Genomic DNA, 17561 nt, shown 5'->3' with positions numbered 1-17561 from the left:
CACTCGTTGGAATGGGCTGGTTCGTTGAGGGGGCGGGGCGCCGAAAATCGCCCACGCAATGAATGCAAGCGGGCCGCAGCGGCGTGCCGCGGGCCGAAGATATCATCGAAAAAGGTCGGCAGATCGTGGATGCTCTCCTGTCTCGCAGGTGATGCCTGCGTCAATGTTGTCCAACCATTTCATTCGTAACAGGCTGAGGAAAGCATCGACATGGCAACGCAACTGTGGCAGTTCTGGGTGGACCGTGGCGGCACCTTCACCGACGTGGTGGGCCGCCGGCCCGACGGCACCCTGGTCACTCACAAGCTGCTGTCCGAAAACCCCGGGCACTATCGCGATGCCGCGGTGGCCGGCATCCGCCACCTGCTGGGCCTGCAGCCCGGCGCGCCCGTGTCGCCCGCGCAGGTGGAGTGCGTGAAGATGGGCACCACCGTGGCCACCAACGCGCTGCTGGAGCGCAAGGGAGAGCCCACGCTGCTGGTGACCACGCGGGGCTTTCGCGATGCGCTGCGCATCGCCTACCAGAACCGCCCCCGACTGTTCGAGCGCCGCATCGTGCTGCCCGAGCTGCTGTACAGCCGCGTGATCGAGGCGCAGGAGCGCGTGGGGGCCCATGGCGAGGTCGAGCAGGCGCTGGACGAGGCCCACCTGCGCGAGCGCCTGTGGGCCGCCCACGACGCGGGCCTGCGCAGCGTGACCATCGTGTTCATGCATGGCTACCGCTACACCGCGCACGAGCAGGCGGCGGCGCGGCTCGCGCGCGAGGCGGGCTTCACGCAGGTGAGCACCTCGCACGGCACCAGCCCACTGATGAAGTTCGTGAGCCGGGGCGACACCACGGTGGTGGATGCCTACCTGTCGCCCATCCTGCGCCGCTACGTGGAGCAGGTGGCCGCCGAGATGCCGGGCGTGCCGCTGTACTTCATGCAGTCGTCGGGCGGGCTCACCGATGCGCACCGTTTCCAGGGCAAGGACGCGATCCTCTCCGGCCCGGCCGGCGGCATCGTGGGGATGGCGCGCACGGCGGAGCTGGCCTTCGCGGGCGAGGCAGGCGGCGCAGGAGGTGCCGGCGGGGCCGCGGGCCCGGGGGATTCGGTGCGCGTGATCGGTTTCGACATGGGCGGCACGTCCACCGACGTGAGCCACTACGCGGGCGAGTTCGAGCGCGAGTTCGAAACCCAGGTGGCGGGCGTGCGCATGCGCGCGCCGATGATGAGCATCCATACCGTGGCCGCCGGTGGCGGCTCGCTGCTGGAATACGACGGCGCGCGCTTTCGCGTGGGCCCGCAGAGCGCGGGCGCCAACCCGGGGCCGGCCAGCTACCGCCGGGGCGGGCCGCTGGCCGTGACCGATGCCAACGTGATGGTGGGCAAGATCCAGCCCGCGCACTTTCCGCACGTGTTCGGCCACGGCGGCAACGAGCCGCTCGATGCGGGCGTGGTGCAGGCCCGCTTTGCCGACCTGGCGGCGCAGGCCGGCCGCCCCGCGCACGACGTGGCCCACGGCTTCATCCAGATCGCGGTGCAGCAGATGGCCAATGCCATCAAGAAGATCTCCGTCGCACGGGGCTACGACGTCACGCGCTACACCCTGCAGTGCTTCGGCGGCGCGGGCGGGCAGCATGCCTGCCTGGTGGCCGATGCGCTGGGCATGCAGCGCGTGTTCGTGCACCCGCTGGCCGGCGTGCTGTCGGCCTACGGCATGGGCCTGGCCGACCAGAACCTGATCCGCGAGCAGGCGGTGGAAGCGCGCCTGTCGTCCGAGGCCCTGGGCGGCATCGCCCACACGCTGGATGCGCTGGCCGAGGCGGCCCGGGCCGAGATGGCACAGCAGCAGCAAGGCGGTGCGCCGGTGTCGGTGCGCCGCCGGGTGCATGTGCGGTACGAGGGCTCGGACGCGGCGCTGGTCGTGCCCGTCGGCGAGGTGCCGGAGGTGGCGGCCATCACGGCGGGGTTCGAGGCCGCCTACCGCCAGCGCTTCGCCTTTCTCATGCGGGGCCGGGCGTTGATCGTGGAGGCGGTCTCGGTCGAGGCGGTGGTGGCCGGCGACGCGCCGGTCGAGCCGATGCAGGCCCTGCAACCGCCGCGCGAGGCGCCGCGCCGTGGCACCGTGCGCATGTACACCGTGGGCGTGGACAGCGTGCCCGCGTGGCACGACGCGGCCCTGGTGGTGCGCGAGGACCTGCGCCCCGGCGATGTGATCGCCGGCCCGGCCATCATTGCCGAGAAGAACGCCACCACCGTGGTGGAGCCGGGCTGGCAGGCCGCGCTGACGGCCCTCGACCACCTGGTGATCGACCGCACCACCGCGCGCAGCGTGCGGCATGCGCTGGGCACCACGGTGGACCCGGTGCTGCTGGAGGTGTTCAACAACCTCTTCATGAACATCGCCGAACAGATGGGGCTGCAGCTGCAGAACACCGCGCACTCGGTGAACATCAAGGAGCGCCTCGACTTCAGCTGCGCGCTGTTCGACGCCGAAGGCCACCTGATCGCCAACGCGCCGCACATGCCGGTGCACCTGGGCTCGATGGGCGAGAGCATCAAGGCGGTCATCCACCGCAATGCCGGCCGCATGCAGCCGGGCGACGTGTACGTGCTGAACGATCCGTACCACGGCGGCACCCACCTGCCGGACATTACCGTCATCACGCCCGTGTACCTGGCCGAAGAGGCCGAGCCCACGTTCTACGTCGGCAGCCGCGGCCACCATGCCGACGTGGGCGGCACCACCCCCGGCTCGATGCCGCCGTTTTCCACGCGCATCGAGGAAGAGGGCGTGCAGATTGACAATGTCAAGCTGGTGGAGCGCGGCGTGCTGCGCGAGGCCGAAATGACGGCCCTGCTGCAAAGCGGCGAATACCCCAGCCGCAACCCGCAGCAGAACCTGGCCGACCTGAAGGCGCAGATCGCCGCCAACGAAAAGGGCGTGCAGGAACTGCGGCGCATGGTGCAGCAGTTCGGCCTGCCCGTGGTGCAGGCCTACATGGGCCATGTGCAGGACAACGCCGAGGAGTCGGTGCGCCGCGCCATCGCCCGCCTGGCCGCCCGGCTCCAGAACGGTGCCTTCACGCTGCCGCTGGACAACGGCGCGCAGATCCAGGTCGCGGTGCGCGTGGACGCCGCCGCCCGCAGCGCGGTGATCGACTTCACCGGCACCTCGGCGCAGCAGGCCAACAACTTCAATGCCCCCACCGCAGTGTGCATGGCCGCGGTGCTGTACGTGTTCCGCTCGCTGGTGGACGACGACATTCCGCTGAACGCCGGCTGCCTCAAGCCACTGGAGGTCATCATCCCGCCCGGCTCCATGCTCAACCCCTTGCCGCCGGCGTCCGTGGTGGCGGGCAACGTGGAGACCTCCACCTGCATCACCAACGCGCTGCTGGGCGCTTTGGGCGTGTCGGCGGGCAGCCAGTGCACGATGAACAACTTCACCTTTGGCAACGACCGCCACCAGTACTACGAGACCATCTCGGGCGGCAGCGGCGCCGGTGGGGTGTTCGGCGATGGAGGGGAACTGGTGGAGGGTTTCGACGGCACCGGTGTCGTGCAGACGCACATGACCAACTCGCGCCTGACCGATCCCGAGATCCTGGAGTTCCGCTTTCCGGTGCGGCTGGAGAGCTACGCCATCCGCGCCGATTCGGGCGGGGCGGGGCGCTGGAACGGCGGCAATGGCGGCGTGCGCCGGGTGCGTTTTCTCGAACCCATGACGGCCGGCATCCTGTCGAACGGGCGCCGCCACGGCGCGTTCGGCATGGCGGGCGGCCAGCCGGGGCAGCCGGGCATCAACCGCGTGGTGCGTGCGGACGGCCGGGTGGAGGTGCTGGAGCACATCGGCCAGGCGCAGATGGAGCCGGGCGATGTGTTCGAGGTGCACACGCCGGGTGGCGGCGGCTTCGGTGGGGCGGGTTCTTGATTCGAGCGGAAAAGGCCGTCAGCGCAGATTCCACTAGGGCATCATGCTATTGAATTAGTAGCGTTCGGCTGTGTCCAGCCACCGATGCCGCTCGTCCGGTACGGACCGTTCGGCATGTGGTCAAACAGGCCGTGGCGGAATATTCTTCTAGGGCATATTGCTATAAATTTGGTAGCAAATGCGTCGAAGAAGGCGCCGAGAAACACGCCGAGAAACGCGCCGAAAAGATGCGCCGACGATCGCCTCAGGAGTCGCGGTCGGTGCTCTCGTGCAGGCGGCTCAGGCTGGGCGGCACGTTCTGGCCGGCCCGGCGCGCGCGGAACAGGGCGGCGCGCATCAGGAAGATGTTGGTCACCGGCACGGTGACCGCCACGAACAGGCCGATGAGCAGCGCGTGCAGCGCCAGCCCGGCGCCCTGGACCGAAAAGTACAGCAGCGTGGCCAGCACGATGCACCAGCACCCGAGCGTGGCGATCACGGACGGCGCGTGCACCCGCTCGAAGTAGGTCGGCAGGCGCAGCAGCCCGAGCGACCCCAGCAGGGCGATGCCGCACCCGGCCAGCACCAGGGCCGCGATGGCGATCTCGGCCCACAGGGGCAGGGTGGTGGCGGTCATTCGATCACCTCGCCGCGCAGCAGGAACTTGGCCATCGCCGTGGAGCTGGCAAAGCCCAGCAGCGCGATCAGCAGCGCCGCCTCGAAGTAGTTCGTGCTGCCGTAGTAGATGCCCAGCACCAGCATGCACAGCATGCCGTTCAGGTACATGCAGTCCAGGGCCAGCACCCGGTCCTGCGCCGACGGGCCCTTGAGCATGCGCACCAGGGCGCAGGACATCGCCAGCACCAGCAGGAAGACGGCGACCGGCAGCGCGATGGACAGGATGGAACCGTTGGTCATGATTCGAAAATCTCCATCAGGGGGCGCTCGTAGCGCGTTTTGACGTGATCGATGGCGGCCTGCTTGTCGTCCAGCTCCAGCACGTGCAGCATCAGCACCGAACGGTCCAGCGACAGTTCGGCCCACGACGTGCCGGGGGTGATGCACACGATCATCGCCAGCACCGCCAGGGCGTTCGGGTCGCGCATCTCCAGTGGAATCTGCACGAAGCCCGGCGGGTGCGGCCGGTGGCCCGATGGCGTTGCCAGAAAGCGCAACAGCCGCAGGTTGGACACCACGCTGTCGGCGATGACGGACGCCACCAGCCGCAGCACGGTGCCGGGCCGGCGGATGCGCACCGGCAGGGGCCGCAGGCCACGCGTGAGCACCGGGATGGCGATGGCCACGCACGCCGCCAGCACGAGCTGCCCGGCACTCACCGAGCGGTTGAGCATCAGCCACATCACGAACAGCGCCACGGACAGCAGCGGGGCCGGGAACAGGCGCTTCATGGCGTTTCCTTCGCGGGCGGCTGCGCCGGCGTGACCGGCCCGGGCACGGGCCGCGCCGACATCACCGCGCGGATATAGCTGGACGGGGTGTGCAGCGCGTTGGCGGTGGCCTGCGTGAACCGCATCACCGCGCCGGCGTACAGCGTGAGGCCGATGCACCCGGCCAGCAGCAGCGCGATCGGCAGGCCTTCCAGCACGCGCAGCTGGGGCGGGCGGCGGTCGTGCGTGGTCCAGAAATAGCGGATGCCGGTGCGGGTGAGGGCGATCAGCGCGAACAGGCCAGTGACGATCATCAGCGCCAGCAGCACCCATCCCGGCGTGCCGGGCTGGTAGCCGGACGACGAACCCAGGCCCAGCGGGTTGAGCAGCGCCGTCAGCATGGCGAACTTGCCCACGAAGCCCGACAGCGGCGGCAGCCCGGCGATCACCAGCGTGCACAGCAGGTAGGCCAGGCCCAGGAAGGCGGCGGCGGCGGGAATGACCCGGCCGATCAGCACGGTCTCGTCCTCGTCGAGGTTCAGGCCCGCGGCGGGCACCAGCTCGGCCGTGAGGAAGGGCGCGTCGTCGTGCCGCTCGTGCGGCGCGAGCGTGGCGCCGTCGTTGCGCCAGCGGTCGATCAGGTCGCCCAGCAGGAACATCGCGCTGATCGCCAGCGTGGAGCTGGGCAGGTAGTACAGCAGCCCGGCGGTCAGCACGTTCTGCCCGAAACCGGCCGCCGCCAGCAGCGTGCCGGACGAAAGAATGGCCGCATAGCCCGCCAGGTGCGTGAGCCGCTGCGAGCCCAGCATGCCGATGCCGCCGAAGGCCATGGTGATCATGCCGCCGCCGATCAGCCACAGGCTGCCGAACAGCGCGGAGGCGCCGGCCTCGCTGCTGAACATGAGCGTCCACAGCCGCAGGATGGTGTACACGCCCACCTTGGTCATCAGCGCGAACAGCGCGCCGGCCGGCGCGGTGGCGGCGCTGTAGGCCGGCACCAGCCAGAAGTTGAGCGGCCACATCGCGGCCTTGATGAGGAAGGCCGTGGCCAGGATGGCCGCCGCTGCGTGCAGCAGGCCCCGGTCCGCCGCCGCCACCTTGGGAATGCTCTGCGCCAGATCGGCCATGTTCAGCGTGCCGGTGATGCCGTACAGCATCGACACGCCAATGAGGAACAGCGACGAGGCCGCCAGGTTGATGGCGATGTAGTGCAGCCCGGCCTGTACCCGAGTGCGTCCGGAGCCGTGCAGCAGCAGCCCGTAGGAGGCGGCCAGCATGATCTCGAAGAACACGAACAGGTTGAACAGGTCAGCGGTGAGGAACGCGCCCGCCAGCCCCATCAGCTGGAACTGGAACAGCGGGTGGTAGTGCACCCCGGCGCGGTGCCAGCGCGCGGCCGCGAAGACGATGGAGCACAGGGCGACGGCACTGGTCAGCACCAGCATCATGGCCGAGAGCCGGTCCAGCGCCAACACAATGCCGAACGGCGCGGGCCAGTTGCCCGGCAGGTACACGCCCATGGTGGTGGGCACGGTGGCCTGGGCCGTCCACAGCAGCAGCGCCGTGGCCACCACCAGGCCGAGGAAGGTGGATGCGATGTTCAGGCCCAGCTTGAGCCGCTGGCGCTCTTCGCGCAGCAGCAGCATCAGCGCGGCGGTGAGCAGCGGCAGCACGATGGGCACCAGCATCAGGTGCGGCATCCATGCGGAAAGGGCGTGCGCGAGGGCCGGGGTCACGGCATCTCCTGCACGTCGTGCGAGCGCGTGCCGTCCACATGGTCAGTGCCCGACATGCCGCGCGATGCCAGCAGCACCACGAGGAACAGCGCCGTCATGGCGAAGCCGATCACGATGGCGGTCAGCACCAGCGCCTGCGGCATGGGGTCGGCATAGTGCAGCAGGTCCTTCGGAACACCTTCCACCAGCACGGGCTCCTTGTTGATGGCCAGACCCAGGCGGCCCATGCTGAAGATGAACAGGTTGACCGCATACGACAGCAGGGCCAGGCCCATGATGACCTGGAAAGTCCGCGGGCGCAGCAGCAGCCACACGCCGGAGCCGGTGAGCACGCCGATGGCAATGGCGAGAACGATTTCCATCAGCGGGCTCCTCCTTCGGGGGCGGTGGCGTCGGGGCTGGCCGCCAGTTCGGCCTCGCGCTCCTCGGCCAGGCGCGCGTGGTAGCGGTGGCCCCGCACCGATTGGTGGGCGATGGCGGTGAGGATCAGCAGCGTCGAGCCGACGACCAGGGTGAAGACGCCGATGTCGAAGAACAGCGCGCTGGCGATGTGGATCTCGCCGATCACCGGCAGGTGCAGGTGCGCGGTGTGGCTGGTCAGGAACGGATAGCCCAGCGCGATGGCGCCCAGCCCGGTGCCCAGGGCGAACAGCAACCCCGTGCCGATCCAGCGGCGCGGGTACAGCGGCAGATGCGCCTCGACCCAGTGCGTGCCCGAGATGATGTATTGCAGCAGCAGCCCCACCGACAGCACCAGCCCGGCCACGAAGCCGCCGCCCGGCTCGTTGTGGCCGCGCATGAACATGTAGAACGACACCAGCGCCGTGAACGGCAGCAGCAGCCGCACCAGCACGGCGGGCACCATCAGGTAGCCGATGGCGGTGTCGGTCGCATTGCGCGGGTTGAGCAGGTCGGTCTGCAGATCGGCCGGCATGTTGCGCTGCTGCTCGGGCAGGTCCATGGTCTCGCGCGCCGGGCGGAAGCGCCGCAGCAGCGCATACACCGTCAGGGCGACGATGCCCAGCACCACGATCTCGCCGAAGGTATCGAAGCCGCGGAAGTCCACCAGCATCACGTTGACCACGTTGGTGCCGCCGCCCTCGGTCTGCGCGCGCTCCAGGAAGAAGGTGGAGGTGCTCTCGGGGAACGGCCGGCTCATCATGGTGAAGGCCAGCCAGGCCATGCCGCCGCCGGCGGCCAGCGCCACCGCCATGTCGCGCAGCCGCCGTGCCCGCACGATGCCCGGGTGGGTGGTGTCCACGCCGCGCAGCCGCTCGTCGCGCCGGGGCAGCCAGCGCAGGCCCAGCAGCACGAGCACGGTGGTGACGATCTCCACCACGATCTGCGTGAGCGCCAGGTCGGGCGCCGAGAACCACAAAAAGGTGATGCAGGTGCACAGGCCCGCGCCGCCCATCAGTGTCAGCGCCGCCAGCCGGTGGTACTTGGCCTGCCACGCGGCGGCCACCGCGCAGATCGAGCCCAGCGTCCACAGCACCACGAAGGCCGGCGACAGGGGCAGCGTGCCGCGGTCGCCGAGCTGCAGGCCCTGCGTCCACAGCGGCAGGGCCGCGCCGGCCAGCGCCGCCAGCACCAGCCACAGCATCTGCCACTGCAGCCGCGGCGTGGCCATCAGCCGCCGCCCGTTGTGCCCGCACAGCGTGAGCCAGGTGAGGGCGATCTCGAACAGGCGCCGTCCGCTCACGCGGTAGATGAGCGGGGGCGCATCCACCTTGCCGGCGGCGCGCTGGCGGCGCAGCAGAAGGTAGAGCGCGGTGCCGCCGCCCAGGGCGACCAGGCTCATCACGAAGGGGGTATTGAAGCCGTGCCAGATGGCCAGGCTGAACTCGGGCAACGGGCCGCCGACCACCGGCCGCGCCGCCGCGTCCAGGTACTGCCCCACCGACCACGCGGGAAAGATGCCGACCACCAGGCAGGCCAGCACCAGCAGTTCCACGGGCACGCGCATCCAGTGCGGCGGCTCGTGCGGCTGGCGCGGCAGGTCTTGCGCGCGCGGGCCCCAGAACACGTCCACGATGAACCGCAGCGAGTAGGCCACGCTGAACACGCCGGCCAGCGTGGCGGCGACGGGCAGCACGGTCGCCACCAGCGGCGAGGCGTCGAGGAACACCGTCTCGGCGAAAAACATTTCCTTGGACAGAAAGCCGTTGAGCAGCGGCACGCCCGCCATGGAGGCGCTGGCCACCATCGCCAGGGTGGCCGTCACCGGCATCATGGTGCGCAGTCCGGACAGGCGCCGGATGTCGCGCGTGCCGCTTTCATGGTCCACGATGCCCGCCGCCATGAAGAGCGAGGCCTTGAAAGTGGCGTGGTTCATGATGTGGAACACCGCTGCCACCGCCGCCAGTGGGCTGTTGAGCCCCAGCAGCAGCGTGATCAGGCCCAGGTGCGAGATGGTGGAATACGCCAGCAGCCCCTTGAGGTCGTTCTGGAACATGGCCGCGTAGCCGCCCACCAGCAGCGTGCACACGCCCGCGCCGCCCACCAGCCAGAACCAGGGCTCGGTGCCGCCCATCACGGGCCACATGCGCGCCAGCAGGAAGACGCCGGCCTTGACCATCGTGGCCGAGTGCAGATAGGCCGACACAGGCGTCGGCGCGGCCATGGCGTTGGGCAGCCAGAAGTGGAAGGGAAACTGCGCGCTCTTGGTCAGCGCACCCAGCAGCACCAGCACCAGGGCCGCCAGGTACCACGGGTGGTTGCGGATCTGCTCGCCGGCGGCCAGCACATGGTCGAGGTCGTAGCTGCCCACGATGTGCCCGATCACCAGCATGCCTGCCAGCATGCACAGCCCGCCCGTGCCCGTCACGGTGAGCGCCATGCGAGCGCCCCGGCGCGCGTCCTGGCGGTGGTACCAGTAGCCGATCAGCAGGAAGGAGAACAGGCTGGTGAGCTCCCAGAAGAAGGCCAGCTGGATGATGTTGCCCGACAGCACCACGCCGGCCATGGCGCCCATGAACGCCAGGAAGAACGAGAAGAAGCGCGGCACCGGATCGGCCGGCGACATGTAGTAGCGCGCATACAGCACCACCAGCGAGCCGATGCCCAGGATCAGCATGCAGAACATCCAGGCGAATCCGTCCATGCGGATCACCAGGTTCAGCCCCAGCGCGGGCAGCCAGGGGATTTCCTGGCGCAGCACCCCGCCCGCGGCGATCTCCGGAAAGTACAGCGCAGCCTGCACCGCACAGAACAGCGCGATCGCACCGGCGAGCGTGGATTCGGTGTTGCGCGCGTTCGACGGCAGCACCGCCGCCAACAGGCTGCCGATGAAGGGGAGGAGGACGAGGAGGATCAGGGGCATGCCCGAACGATTCTACGGGCATGCCTTTCGGACATGCTATGAATACCCTAGCAGAGCCCGGAGATTGGGCGTGCTGCGGGCTCGCAATCCGTTGGGTGTCTAACGCGACGCGCCCGCCATGGGCAGCGATGGAACGGCTGCGGCCGGTGCGCCGTCGAACGCGGCACCGTTCACCGTGAGGCCTTCGCTGGACAGGCGCGCGGCGGAGGCCTTGCCCAGGCCCGGGACGCGGCCGACGAGGTCCGGCCAGTTCTGGAACGGACCTTTCTCGCGCGCCTGGAGAATTTTGGCCGACAGCGCCGGGCCGATGCCTTTGACCCCGTCGAGGTCGGCAACGGACGCCGTATTGACCTCCACGGCCGCCGCGCAGTGAACGGCCGCAGCCGCGGCCACGGCCACGAGCAGGGCCTTGATCCCCGGAAGCTTCATAGCTCTTCCACGCGCCGGGCAGGGTAGCTGTCCCAGGTCTGGCAGCCGGGGCACTGCCAAAAATGCTGTCGTGCCTCGAAGCCGCAGGCCGCGCAGCGGTAGCGGGTGAGCGGCTTGGTCGCCTGGTCCAGCGCCTTTTGCACCTGGGGATGGAACTGCTCGTGCTCCAGTGTTTCCTGCGCCAGCCACTTCGCGGCCGCCACCAGCGAGGGCTCCTTGTCCAGATGGCGCACGTACCACTGCGGCCCGGGCCGTGACGCGTCGCCCGAGGCGGCGTCCATCGACACGATGGCCTCCAGCATGTCCAGCGACGGCGCCCGCTCGTAATGGCCCAGCAGCAGCTGGTAGGTTTCCTCGGCGCGCTGGGTGGCTGCGCCCACCTCGACCAGCAACGGGGCGGCCAGGGGCAGGGCGCCGGGCGATTCGCGCGACAGCTCCAGCAGCGTGGAAAACGCCTGTTCCGGCCGGCCGCAGCGGTGGTGCAAGCGGGCCAGTTCGATGCGCGGGCGGGGTGCGTGGGGCGCGGCGGCCACGGCCTCTTCGAACTGCGCCTGCGCGGCTTCCTGGTCGCCTTGCGCGGCCCGTGCGATGGCCTGTTCGCACAGGTAGTGTGCCTGCCGCGTGCTGAAGTCGCCCTGGTGCGATCCGTGCATCTTGCGGGCGATGGCCGCCGCCTGCGGCCAGTCGCGCGAGCGTTCGTAGATGGCCAGCAGGGCCAGGCGCGACTGGCTCTCGAACGGCGTGTTCTCCAGCCGCCGCAAGGCATCTTCGGCGCGGTCGAGCAGGCCGGCCTTGAGGAAGTCCAGGGCCAGCGCATGCTGCGCCCGGTCGCGGTCGGTGCGGCTCAGGTCGCCGCGCGACAGCAAGTGCTCGTGCACTCGGACGGCACGGTTGTACTCGCCACGGCGGCGAAAGAGGTTGCCCAGCGCGAAATGCAACTCGGACGTGTCTGGATCGTTCTGCACCGCCTCGATGAACGCATCGATCGCCTGGTCCTGCTGCTCGTTGAGCAGAAAGTTCAGGCCTTTGAAATAGGCCTTGGGCGCGCGGCGGTTCTCCTCGCGCAATTGCCGCAGGTCGAAGCGGGAGGCGAACCACCCCAGCACGAACGCCAGTGGCAGGCCCAGCAGCAGCCAGCTGAAATCAAATTCCATGGATGGAGGGCGGTTGTTGTTGCAGGTCCGGCACGGCTGGAGCCGCGACCGGTGCGGGGGCCGGGGCTTCAGCCGGCAACGCGGCCTGTGCGCGCCGGGCGGCGCTGCGGTGCTTCCACCAGCGGGGCACCATGCCCAGCACGCCCACGACGACCCCGGCCGCGAAGGCCGTCAGCACGACGAGCACCAGGGGCGCGCTCCAGTGCGTGCCGAAAAAGAAGTGCACGGTGGCGTCTTGCTGGTTGTTCAGTGCAAAAGCGAACAGGGTAAAAAAAATGGCTGCCTTGAGCAGCCACAGGAGGTATTTCATGCGTCTCCCCGGTGGTGTGGGGGCATTCTACGGGCACGCCGTGGCGCGTCTGCCATCTGCGCCGATACCCGTGCCATGGGCTCCCGGCGCTTGACAGCCAAGCGCAGGCAGCTATCAATTTTGATGTTTTTGCGACGGTGCATCGACGATGCCCATTTCGACCGTGCGCTGGTCTACGGCTTCGCGCAGGGCCTTGCCGGGCTTGAAGTGGGGCACGCGCTTTTCCGGGATCGCCACGGCTTCGCCGCTGCGGGGATTGCGGCCCATGCGGGGCGGGCGGCGGTTGACCGAAAAGCTGCCAAAACCCCGGATCTCGATGCGGTGGCCACGCACCAATGCGTCGCCCACGGCGTCCAGAATGGTCTTGACGGCGTATTCGGCATCGCGCTGGGTGAGCTGGCTGAACCGTGCCGCCAGTTCTTCAACGAGGTCTGATCGGGTCATGGAATCCTAGTCTTTGCAACCTGGGAAACAGAACAAAAAGAAGCGGGCGCACGAGGCGCCCGCCATTCACAACCGCCGAAGCGGTCGTTGCCTGACTCTCGGATTACTTGTCCGAGTTGTCCAGCTTGGCGCGCAGCAGGGCGCCCAGGCTGGTCGTGCCGGCGCTTTCGCGGCTCGATTGCTGGCTCAAGTTGGCCATGGCGCCTTGCTCGTCGGCCATGTCCTTTTGCTTGATGGACAGCTGGATGTTGCGGGTCTTGCGGTCCACGTTCACCACCACGGCCGTGACTTCGTCGCCTTCCTTGAGCACATTGCGGGCATCTTCCACGCGGTCGCGGGAGATTTCCGAAGCGCGCAGGTAACCGATGATGTCTTCGCCGAGGTCGATTTCAGCGCCACGGGCGTCCACGGTCTTGACCTTGCCGGTCACCGTTTGGCCCTTGTCGTTCACCGTCACGAAGGTGGTGAATGGGTCGCCGTCGAGCTGCTTGATGCCCAGCGAGATGCGTTCGCGGTCCACGTCCACGGCCAGCACGATCGCTTCGACTTCCTGACCCTTCTTGTAGTTGCGAACGGCGGCTTCGCCGGTTTCGTTCCAGGACAGGTCGGACAGGTGCACCAGGCCGTCGATGCCGGCAGCCAAGCCCACGAACACGCCGAAGTCGGTGATCGACTTGATCGGGCCCTTGACGCGGTCGCCGCGCTTGGTGTTCTGCGCGAACTCTTGCCATGGGTTGGCCTTGCACTGCTTCATGCCCAGGCTGATGCGGCGCTTGTCTTCGTCGATTTCGAGGACCATGACTTCGACTTCGTCACCCAGCGACACGAGCTTGGAAGGAGCGATGTTCTTGTTGGTCCAGTCCATTTCGGAGACGTGCACCAGGCCTTCGATGCCGGGTTCCAGTTCCACGAATGCGCCGTAGTCGGCAATGTTCGTGACCTTGCCGAACAGGCGGGTGCCCGAAGGATAGCGACGCGAAACGCCCATCCAGGGATCGTCGCCCATTTGCTTGAGGCCCAGGGACACGCGGTTCTTTTCGGTGTCGAACTTGAGGATCTTGGCCGTGATTTCCTGACCGGCCGTGACCACTTCCGAAGGATGGCGAACGCGGCGCCATGCCATGTCGGTGATGTGCAGCAGGCCGTCGATGCCGCCCAGGTCCACGAACGCACCGTATTCGGTGATGTTCTTGACCACGCCCTGGACGATGGAGCCTTCCTTCAGGGTTTCCATCAGCTTGGCGCGCTCTTCGCCCATGGAGGCTTCCACCACCGCGCGGCGCGACAGCACCACGTTGTTGCGCTTGCGGTCGAGCTTGATGACCTTGAATTCCAGGGTCTTGTTTTCGTAAGGCGTCAGGTCCTTGATCGGACGCGTGTCGATCAGCGAACCTGGCAGGAAGGCGCGGATGCCGTTGACCAGCACCGTGAGGCCACCCTTGACCTTGCCGCTGGTCGTGCCGGTGACGAATTCGCCGGATTCCAGGGCCTTTTCCAGCGCCAGCCAGGAGGCCAGGCGCTTGGCGGTGTCACGCGACAGGATGGTGTCGCCGTAACCGTTTTCGATCGAGCCGATGGCCACGGAGACGAAATCGCCCACCTGGACTTCGACTTCGCCCTTGTCGTTCTTGAACTCTTCCAGGGGCACGTAGGCTTCGGACTTGAGGCCGGCGTTCACCACGACGAAGTTGTGTTCCACGCGCACGACTTCGGCGGTGATCACTTCGCCCGGACGCATTTCGGTGCGTGTCAAGGACTCTTCGAAAAGGGCGGCAAAAGATTCAGACATGTATTTCCTAAAGCCGCAAACAGGGTTCCGACAGCACCATTGCCATCGTTTTTAGAGCTGCCTGCGGAGGTTTTTTGCGGCAAAACCGCGGTTAGGTTGGAGAACCGCACGGTCTGGGCACTGGGTGCCTGTGGGGCCGGGCGGGCCTGTCCGGGGCGTGAGCCTCGGCGCGCAACCCCGTGCCTAGGTGGCGAAGGGCTGTCGTTCCTGCCACCAGGCAAGTACCTGCTCGACAGCCGCATCGACCGTGAGCGAGGAGTTGTCCAGAACCAGGGCATCCTGCGCCGGCTTCAAGGGCGCAACGCTGCGGGAACTGTCCCGGGCGTCGCGCGCCTCCAAATCGGCGCGAAGGTCTGCGATGCTAGCCGAAATCCCCTTTGAAATCAACTGTTTATGCCGGCGTTCGGCCCGGCATGCCGCGCTGGCGGTCAAGTAGACCTTCAAGGCGGCCTGGGGAAAGATCACGGTGCCCATGTCGCGCCCGTCCGCCACGAGTCCCGGAAGCCGCCGAAAGCTGTGCTGCAGGGCCACCAGGGCCTCCCGCACGGCGGGCAGTGCGGAGACGCGCGACGCATTCATGCCCGCTTCTTCGGTGCGGATGGTATCGGTCACATCATCGGCGCCGAGCCAGATCCGCCCGCCTTCGAATCGCACGGGCAGCCCGCGTGCGAGCGTCGCGATGCGCGGCTCGTGCGCCGCATCGATCTGCAGGCCCGCCCGCAAGGCCGCCAGCGCCGCGATGCGGTACATGGCGCCTGAGTCCAGAAACCGGTACCCCAGTCGCTGCGCCACGGCGGCGGCCACGGTGCCCTTGCCGGATGCGGTCGGGCCGTCGATGCAGATCACCGGAATGCGTTCCGTGGGGGTTTGCGTGACGGAAAACAGTGCCTCGAAATAATCCGGAAACGTCTTGGCCACGCACTTGGGATCTTGGATGCGAACGGGCAGCGCCGCCGGATTGAAGGCCGCCAGTGAAAAGCACATGGCCACGCGGTGGTCGTCGTAGGTGTGGATGCTGGCGGCCAACCAGCCACCAGGCGCAGCCGGGGGCGTGACGCGCAGGAAGTCCGCGCCTTCCTCCACCGTGGCGCCGAGTTTGCGCAGCTCGGTCGCCATGGCGGTCAGGCGGTCGGTTTCCTTGACGCGCCAGCTGGCGATGTTGCGCAGCGTGGTCGTGCCTTCGGCATAGAGGGCCATGACGGCCAGCGTCATGGCGGCGTCGGGAATGTGGTTGCAGTCCAGATCGATGGCCTTGAGCGGCCATGCGCCGCGGCGGATCTTCAGCCAGTTGGGCCCGCCCGTGACCTGTGCGCCCATGGCCTGCGCGGCCTCGATGAAGCGGATGTCCCCCTGGATGGAGTCTTGCCCCACGCCCAGGATCTGCACGCCGTCGTCCTGCTCGGCAACGCCGGCGATGGCGCCCAGCGCAATGAAATAGCTGGCCGAAGACGCGTCGGCCTCGACGTGGATGCTCCCGGGCGAACGGTATCGGCTGCGGGCCGGGATGGTGAACCGCTGCCACCGGTCATGCTGTACATCGATGCCGAACCGCGCCAGCAACTGCAGCGTGATGTGGATGTAGGGCCGCGAGATCAGCTCGCCCACCACCTCGATCACCACGTCTTGCTCGACCGCGACCAGTGGAAGCGCCATCAGCAGGGCGGTGAGGAACTGGCTCGACACGTCACCGCGCACGGGAATGGGCCTGGACAGCGATAGCGGCGGCACGCCTTGGGCGTGTGCAATGCGAAGGGGTGGAAACCCTTCGTTGCCCAGGTAATCGATGCGGCAACCGAGCTGGCGCAGCGCATCCACCAGGTCACCGATGGGCCGCTCGTGCATGCGCGGCACGCCGGACAACTCGAACTCGCCACCCAGCAGCGCCAGCGCGGCCGTCAGCGGGCGCATCGCCGTGCCGGCATTGCCCAGGAAAAGGGCGGCCGGGGCGTTCGCGGGTTGGGTGCCCAGCCCGGTGATGCGCACGCTGGCGCCCTGCTCGTCCACCGTGCAACCCAGTTGCCGCAGTGCATCGAGCATGACCCGGGTGTCATCGGATGCCAGCAGGTCGTGGATTTCGGTGGTGCCTTCGCTCAGTGCCGCCAGCAGCAAAACACGGTTGGAGATGCTCTTGGAGCCTGGAAGCTGTATGGCGCCGCCCGCCGTGGACAGCGGCGGGAGGTCGAGAAACTCGGTGCTGAACATCAGGAATTGGGGGTGGGGGTGCGTTGGGCGCCCATGCGCCAGTGCGCGCGGGTTTCGCTGGCCAGGGTGATCAGGTCTTCCAGCGCCTGGGGATTGCCCTGCTGCATGGTCTGCTCCAACTGCTGCAACGCCTGCTGGAAAAGCCGCGACTGTGCCAGAAGCTCTTCGCGGTTGGACAACAGAATGTCTCGCCAGACCTTGGGGTCGCTGGCCGCGATGCGGGTGAAATCGCGAAAGCCCGGGCCTGCCAGGGACAGGAACATATCGCCATGGTCTTGCGCCGTGATGCTGTTCATCATGGCGAAGGCCAGCAAATGAGGCAGGTGGCTGACGGACGCAAAGGCAGCGTCGTGCGATTCGGGCGACATGCTTTGCACCCGGCAGCCCAGCGTGCGCCACACTTCTTCGGCCTTTTGCAGATGGGCGGTCAAGGTGCGCTCGGTCGGCGTGAGGATGACCTGGCGCCCGCTGTACAGCTCGGCTTCCGCGTATTCCACGCCGGACACCTCGCGCCCGGTGATCGGGTGGGCCGGAACGAAGGATCCCACCTGGTCGCGGAGGGCGCGGCGTGCGGCCTGCACCACGTCGGCCTTGGTCGAGCCCACGTCCATGATCAGCATCTGCGGTGTGACGAGGTGCTTGATGGCCTTGAGCGTGGCCTCGGTCGCGGCCACGGGGACGGCCACGAGCACGATGTCGGCGCCCGCCACGGCGAGCAACGCGGACGGTGCCTCGACATCGATCACGCCCATCTGGCGGGCGCGGTCGGTGGTGGACGGCGACTTGCTGTACCCGACCACGCGCTTGACGAGGCCGGCCTTCTTCATGGCCAGAGCGAACGACCCTCCCATCAGGCCGCAGCCGATCAACCCCAGCTGTTCAAACATGGC

The 17561-nt window shown here is 68.0% G+C and carries 14 protein-coding genes; 1 reads left to right on the top strand and 13 read right to left on the bottom strand.

Annotation, left to right across the window (positions count from 1 at the left end; all coding sequences use genetic code 11):
* Positions 1 to 210 precede the first annotated feature (210 nt).
* Positions 211 to 3918: a hydantoinase B/oxoprolinase family protein gene (locus tag AVME950_RS02680; RefSeq protein ID WP_284428664.1), complete on the top strand. Its 3708-nt coding sequence runs from the start codon at positions 211 to 213 to the stop codon at positions 3916 to 3918.
* Positions 3919 to 4162: 244 nt separating this feature from the next.
* Here the strand turns inward: AVME950_RS02680 and mnhG are convergent, their stop codons facing one another.
* The 13 genes from mnhG to AVME950_RS02615 all read right to left on the bottom strand — a co-directional run bounded on the left by mnhG (position 4163) and on the right by AVME950_RS02615 (position 17558).
* A complete protein-coding gene (gene mnhG, locus AVME950_RS02675; protein ID WP_284401042.1) occupies positions 4163 to 4534 on the bottom strand; it encodes a monovalent cation/H(+) antiporter subunit G in 372 nt (123 codons plus the stop codon).
* Positions 4531 to 4815 carry a K+/H+ antiporter subunit F gene (locus AVME950_RS02670; RefSeq protein ID WP_284415051.1) on the bottom strand — a complete coding sequence of 95 codons (285 nt, stop codon included), beginning with the start codon at positions 4813 to 4815 and terminating at the stop codon, positions 4531 to 4533. Before AVME950_RS02670 ends, mnhG begins: the two co-directional genes overlap by 4 nt.
* Positions 4812 to 5306, bottom strand: coding sequence for a Na+/H+ antiporter subunit E (locus AVME950_RS02665; protein WP_284401041.1), 495 nt, complete (start codon positions 5304 to 5306; stop codon positions 4812 to 4814). Before AVME950_RS02665 ends, AVME950_RS02670 begins: the two co-directional genes overlap by 4 nt.
* The gene (locus tag AVME950_RS02660; RefSeq protein ID WP_284404575.1) at positions 5303 to 6985 is read right to left on the bottom strand and encodes a monovalent cation/H+ antiporter subunit D; all 1683 of its coding nucleotides are present in this window, start codon (positions 6983 to 6985) and stop codon (positions 5303 to 5305) included. Before AVME950_RS02660 ends, AVME950_RS02665 begins: the two co-directional genes overlap by 4 nt.
* 32 nt (positions 6986 to 7017) lie before the next feature.
* Positions 7018 to 7383, bottom strand: a complete 366-nt coding sequence (locus AVME950_RS02655) for a Na+/H+ antiporter subunit C (protein WP_272568874.1) — start codon at positions 7381 to 7383, stop codon at positions 7018 to 7020.
* The gene (locus AVME950_RS02650) at positions 7383 to 10343 is read right to left on the bottom strand and encodes a monovalent cation/H+ antiporter subunit A (protein ID WP_284428663.1); all 2961 of its coding nucleotides are present in this window, start codon (positions 10341 to 10343) and stop codon (positions 7383 to 7385) included. Before AVME950_RS02650 ends, AVME950_RS02655 begins: the two co-directional genes overlap by 1 nt.
* A 99-nt stretch (positions 10344 to 10442) precedes the next feature.
* A complete protein-coding gene (locus AVME950_RS02645; protein ID WP_284428662.1) occupies positions 10443 to 10772 on the bottom strand; it encodes a ComEA family DNA-binding protein in 330 nt (109 codons plus the stop codon).
* Positions 10769 to 11926: a lipopolysaccharide assembly protein LapB gene (gene lapB / locus AVME950_RS02640; RefSeq protein ID WP_284401038.1), complete on the bottom strand. Its 1158-nt coding sequence runs from the start codon at positions 11924 to 11926 to the stop codon at positions 10769 to 10771. The genes AVME950_RS02645 and lapB overlap by 4 nt, the downstream gene beginning before the upstream one ends.
* The gene (locus AVME950_RS02635; protein ID WP_272568882.1) at positions 11916 to 12236 is read right to left on the bottom strand and encodes a LapA family protein; all 321 of its coding nucleotides are present in this window, start codon (positions 12234 to 12236) and stop codon (positions 11916 to 11918) included. The genes lapB and AVME950_RS02635 overlap by 11 nt, the downstream gene beginning before the upstream one ends.
* Positions 12237 to 12350: 114 nt before the next feature.
* Positions 12351 to 12680 carry an integration host factor subunit beta gene (locus AVME950_RS02630; protein WP_284415059.1) on the bottom strand — a complete coding sequence of 110 codons (330 nt, stop codon included), beginning with the start codon at positions 12678 to 12680 and terminating at the stop codon, positions 12351 to 12353.
* A gap of 103 nt (positions 12681 to 12783) precedes the next feature.
* Positions 12784 to 14469 carry a 30S ribosomal protein S1 gene (gene rpsA / locus AVME950_RS02625; protein WP_092739611.1) on the bottom strand — a complete coding sequence of 562 codons (1686 nt, stop codon included), beginning with the start codon at positions 14467 to 14469 and terminating at the stop codon, positions 12784 to 12786.
* A gap of 183 nt (positions 14470 to 14652) precedes the next feature.
* A complete protein-coding gene (locus AVME950_RS02620) occupies positions 14653 to 16671 on the bottom strand; it encodes a bifunctional 3-phosphoshikimate 1-carboxyvinyltransferase/cytidylate kinase (RefSeq protein ID WP_284428661.1) in 2019 nt (672 codons plus the stop codon).
* Positions 16671 to 17558, bottom strand: a complete 888-nt coding sequence (locus AVME950_RS02615; RefSeq protein WP_284415064.1) for a prephenate dehydrogenase — start codon at positions 17556 to 17558, stop codon at positions 16671 to 16673. Before AVME950_RS02615 ends, AVME950_RS02620 begins: the two co-directional genes overlap by 1 nt.
* Positions 17559 to 17561: the final 3 nt, after the last annotated feature.

It is taken from the genome of Acidovorax sp. SUPP950, assembly GCF_030158935.1.
In the GTDB taxonomy this organism is placed as follows: domain Bacteria; phylum Pseudomonadota; class Gammaproteobacteria; order Burkholderiales; family Burkholderiaceae_C; genus Paracidovorax.
This window is presented reverse-complemented; position numbering and strand designations above follow the sequence as displayed.

Coding starts and splice junctions, on each gene's coding strand:
- AVME950_RS02680 (WP_284428664.1), top strand. CDS start 211: ATGGCAACGCAACTGTGGCAGTTCTGGGTGGACCGTGGCGGCACCTTC.
- mnhG (WP_284401042.1), bottom strand. CDS start 4,534: ATGACCGCCACCACCCTGCCCCTGTGGGCCGAGATCGCCATCGCGGCC.
- AVME950_RS02670 (WP_284415051.1), bottom strand. CDS start 4,815: ATGACCAACGGTTCCATCCTGTCCATCGCGCTGCCGGTCGCCGTCTTC.
- AVME950_RS02665 (WP_284401041.1), bottom strand. CDS start 5,306: ATGAAGCGCCTGTTCCCGGCCCCGCTGCTGTCCGTGGCGCTGTTCGTG.
- AVME950_RS02660 (WP_284404575.1), bottom strand. CDS start 6,985: ATGCCGCACCTGATGCTGGTGCCCATCGTGCTGCCGCTGCTCACCGCC.
- AVME950_RS02655 (WP_272568874.1), bottom strand. CDS start 7,383: ATGGAAATCGTTCTCGCCATTGCCATCGGCGTGCTCACCGGCTCCGGC.
- AVME950_RS02650 (WP_284428663.1), bottom strand. CDS start 10,343: ATGCCCCTGATCCTCCTCGTCCTCCTCCCCTTCATCGGCAGCCTGTTG.
- AVME950_RS02645 (WP_284428662.1), bottom strand. CDS start 10,772: ATGAAGCTTCCGGGGATCAAGGCCCTGCTCGTGGCCGTGGCCGCGGCT.
- lapB (WP_284401038.1), bottom strand. CDS start 11,926: ATGGAATTTGATTTCAGCTGGCTGCTGCTGGGCCTGCCACTGGCGTTC.
- AVME950_RS02635 (WP_272568882.1), bottom strand. CDS start 12,236: ATGAAATACCTCCTGTGGCTGCTCAAGGCAGCCATTTTTTTTACCCTG.
- AVME950_RS02630 (WP_284415059.1), bottom strand. CDS start 12,680: ATGACCCGATCAGACCTCGTTGAAGAACTGGCGGCACGGTTCAGCCAG.
- rpsA (WP_092739611.1), bottom strand. CDS start 14,469: ATGTCTGAATCTTTTGCCGCCCTTTTCGAAGAGTCCTTGACACGCACC.
- AVME950_RS02620 (WP_284428661.1), bottom strand. CDS start 16,671: ATGTTCAGCACCGAGTTTCTCGACCTCCCGCCGCTGTCCACGGCGGGC.
- AVME950_RS02615 (WP_284415064.1), bottom strand. CDS start 17,558: ATGTTTGAACAGCTGGGGTTGATCGGCTGCGGCCTGATGGGAGGGTCG.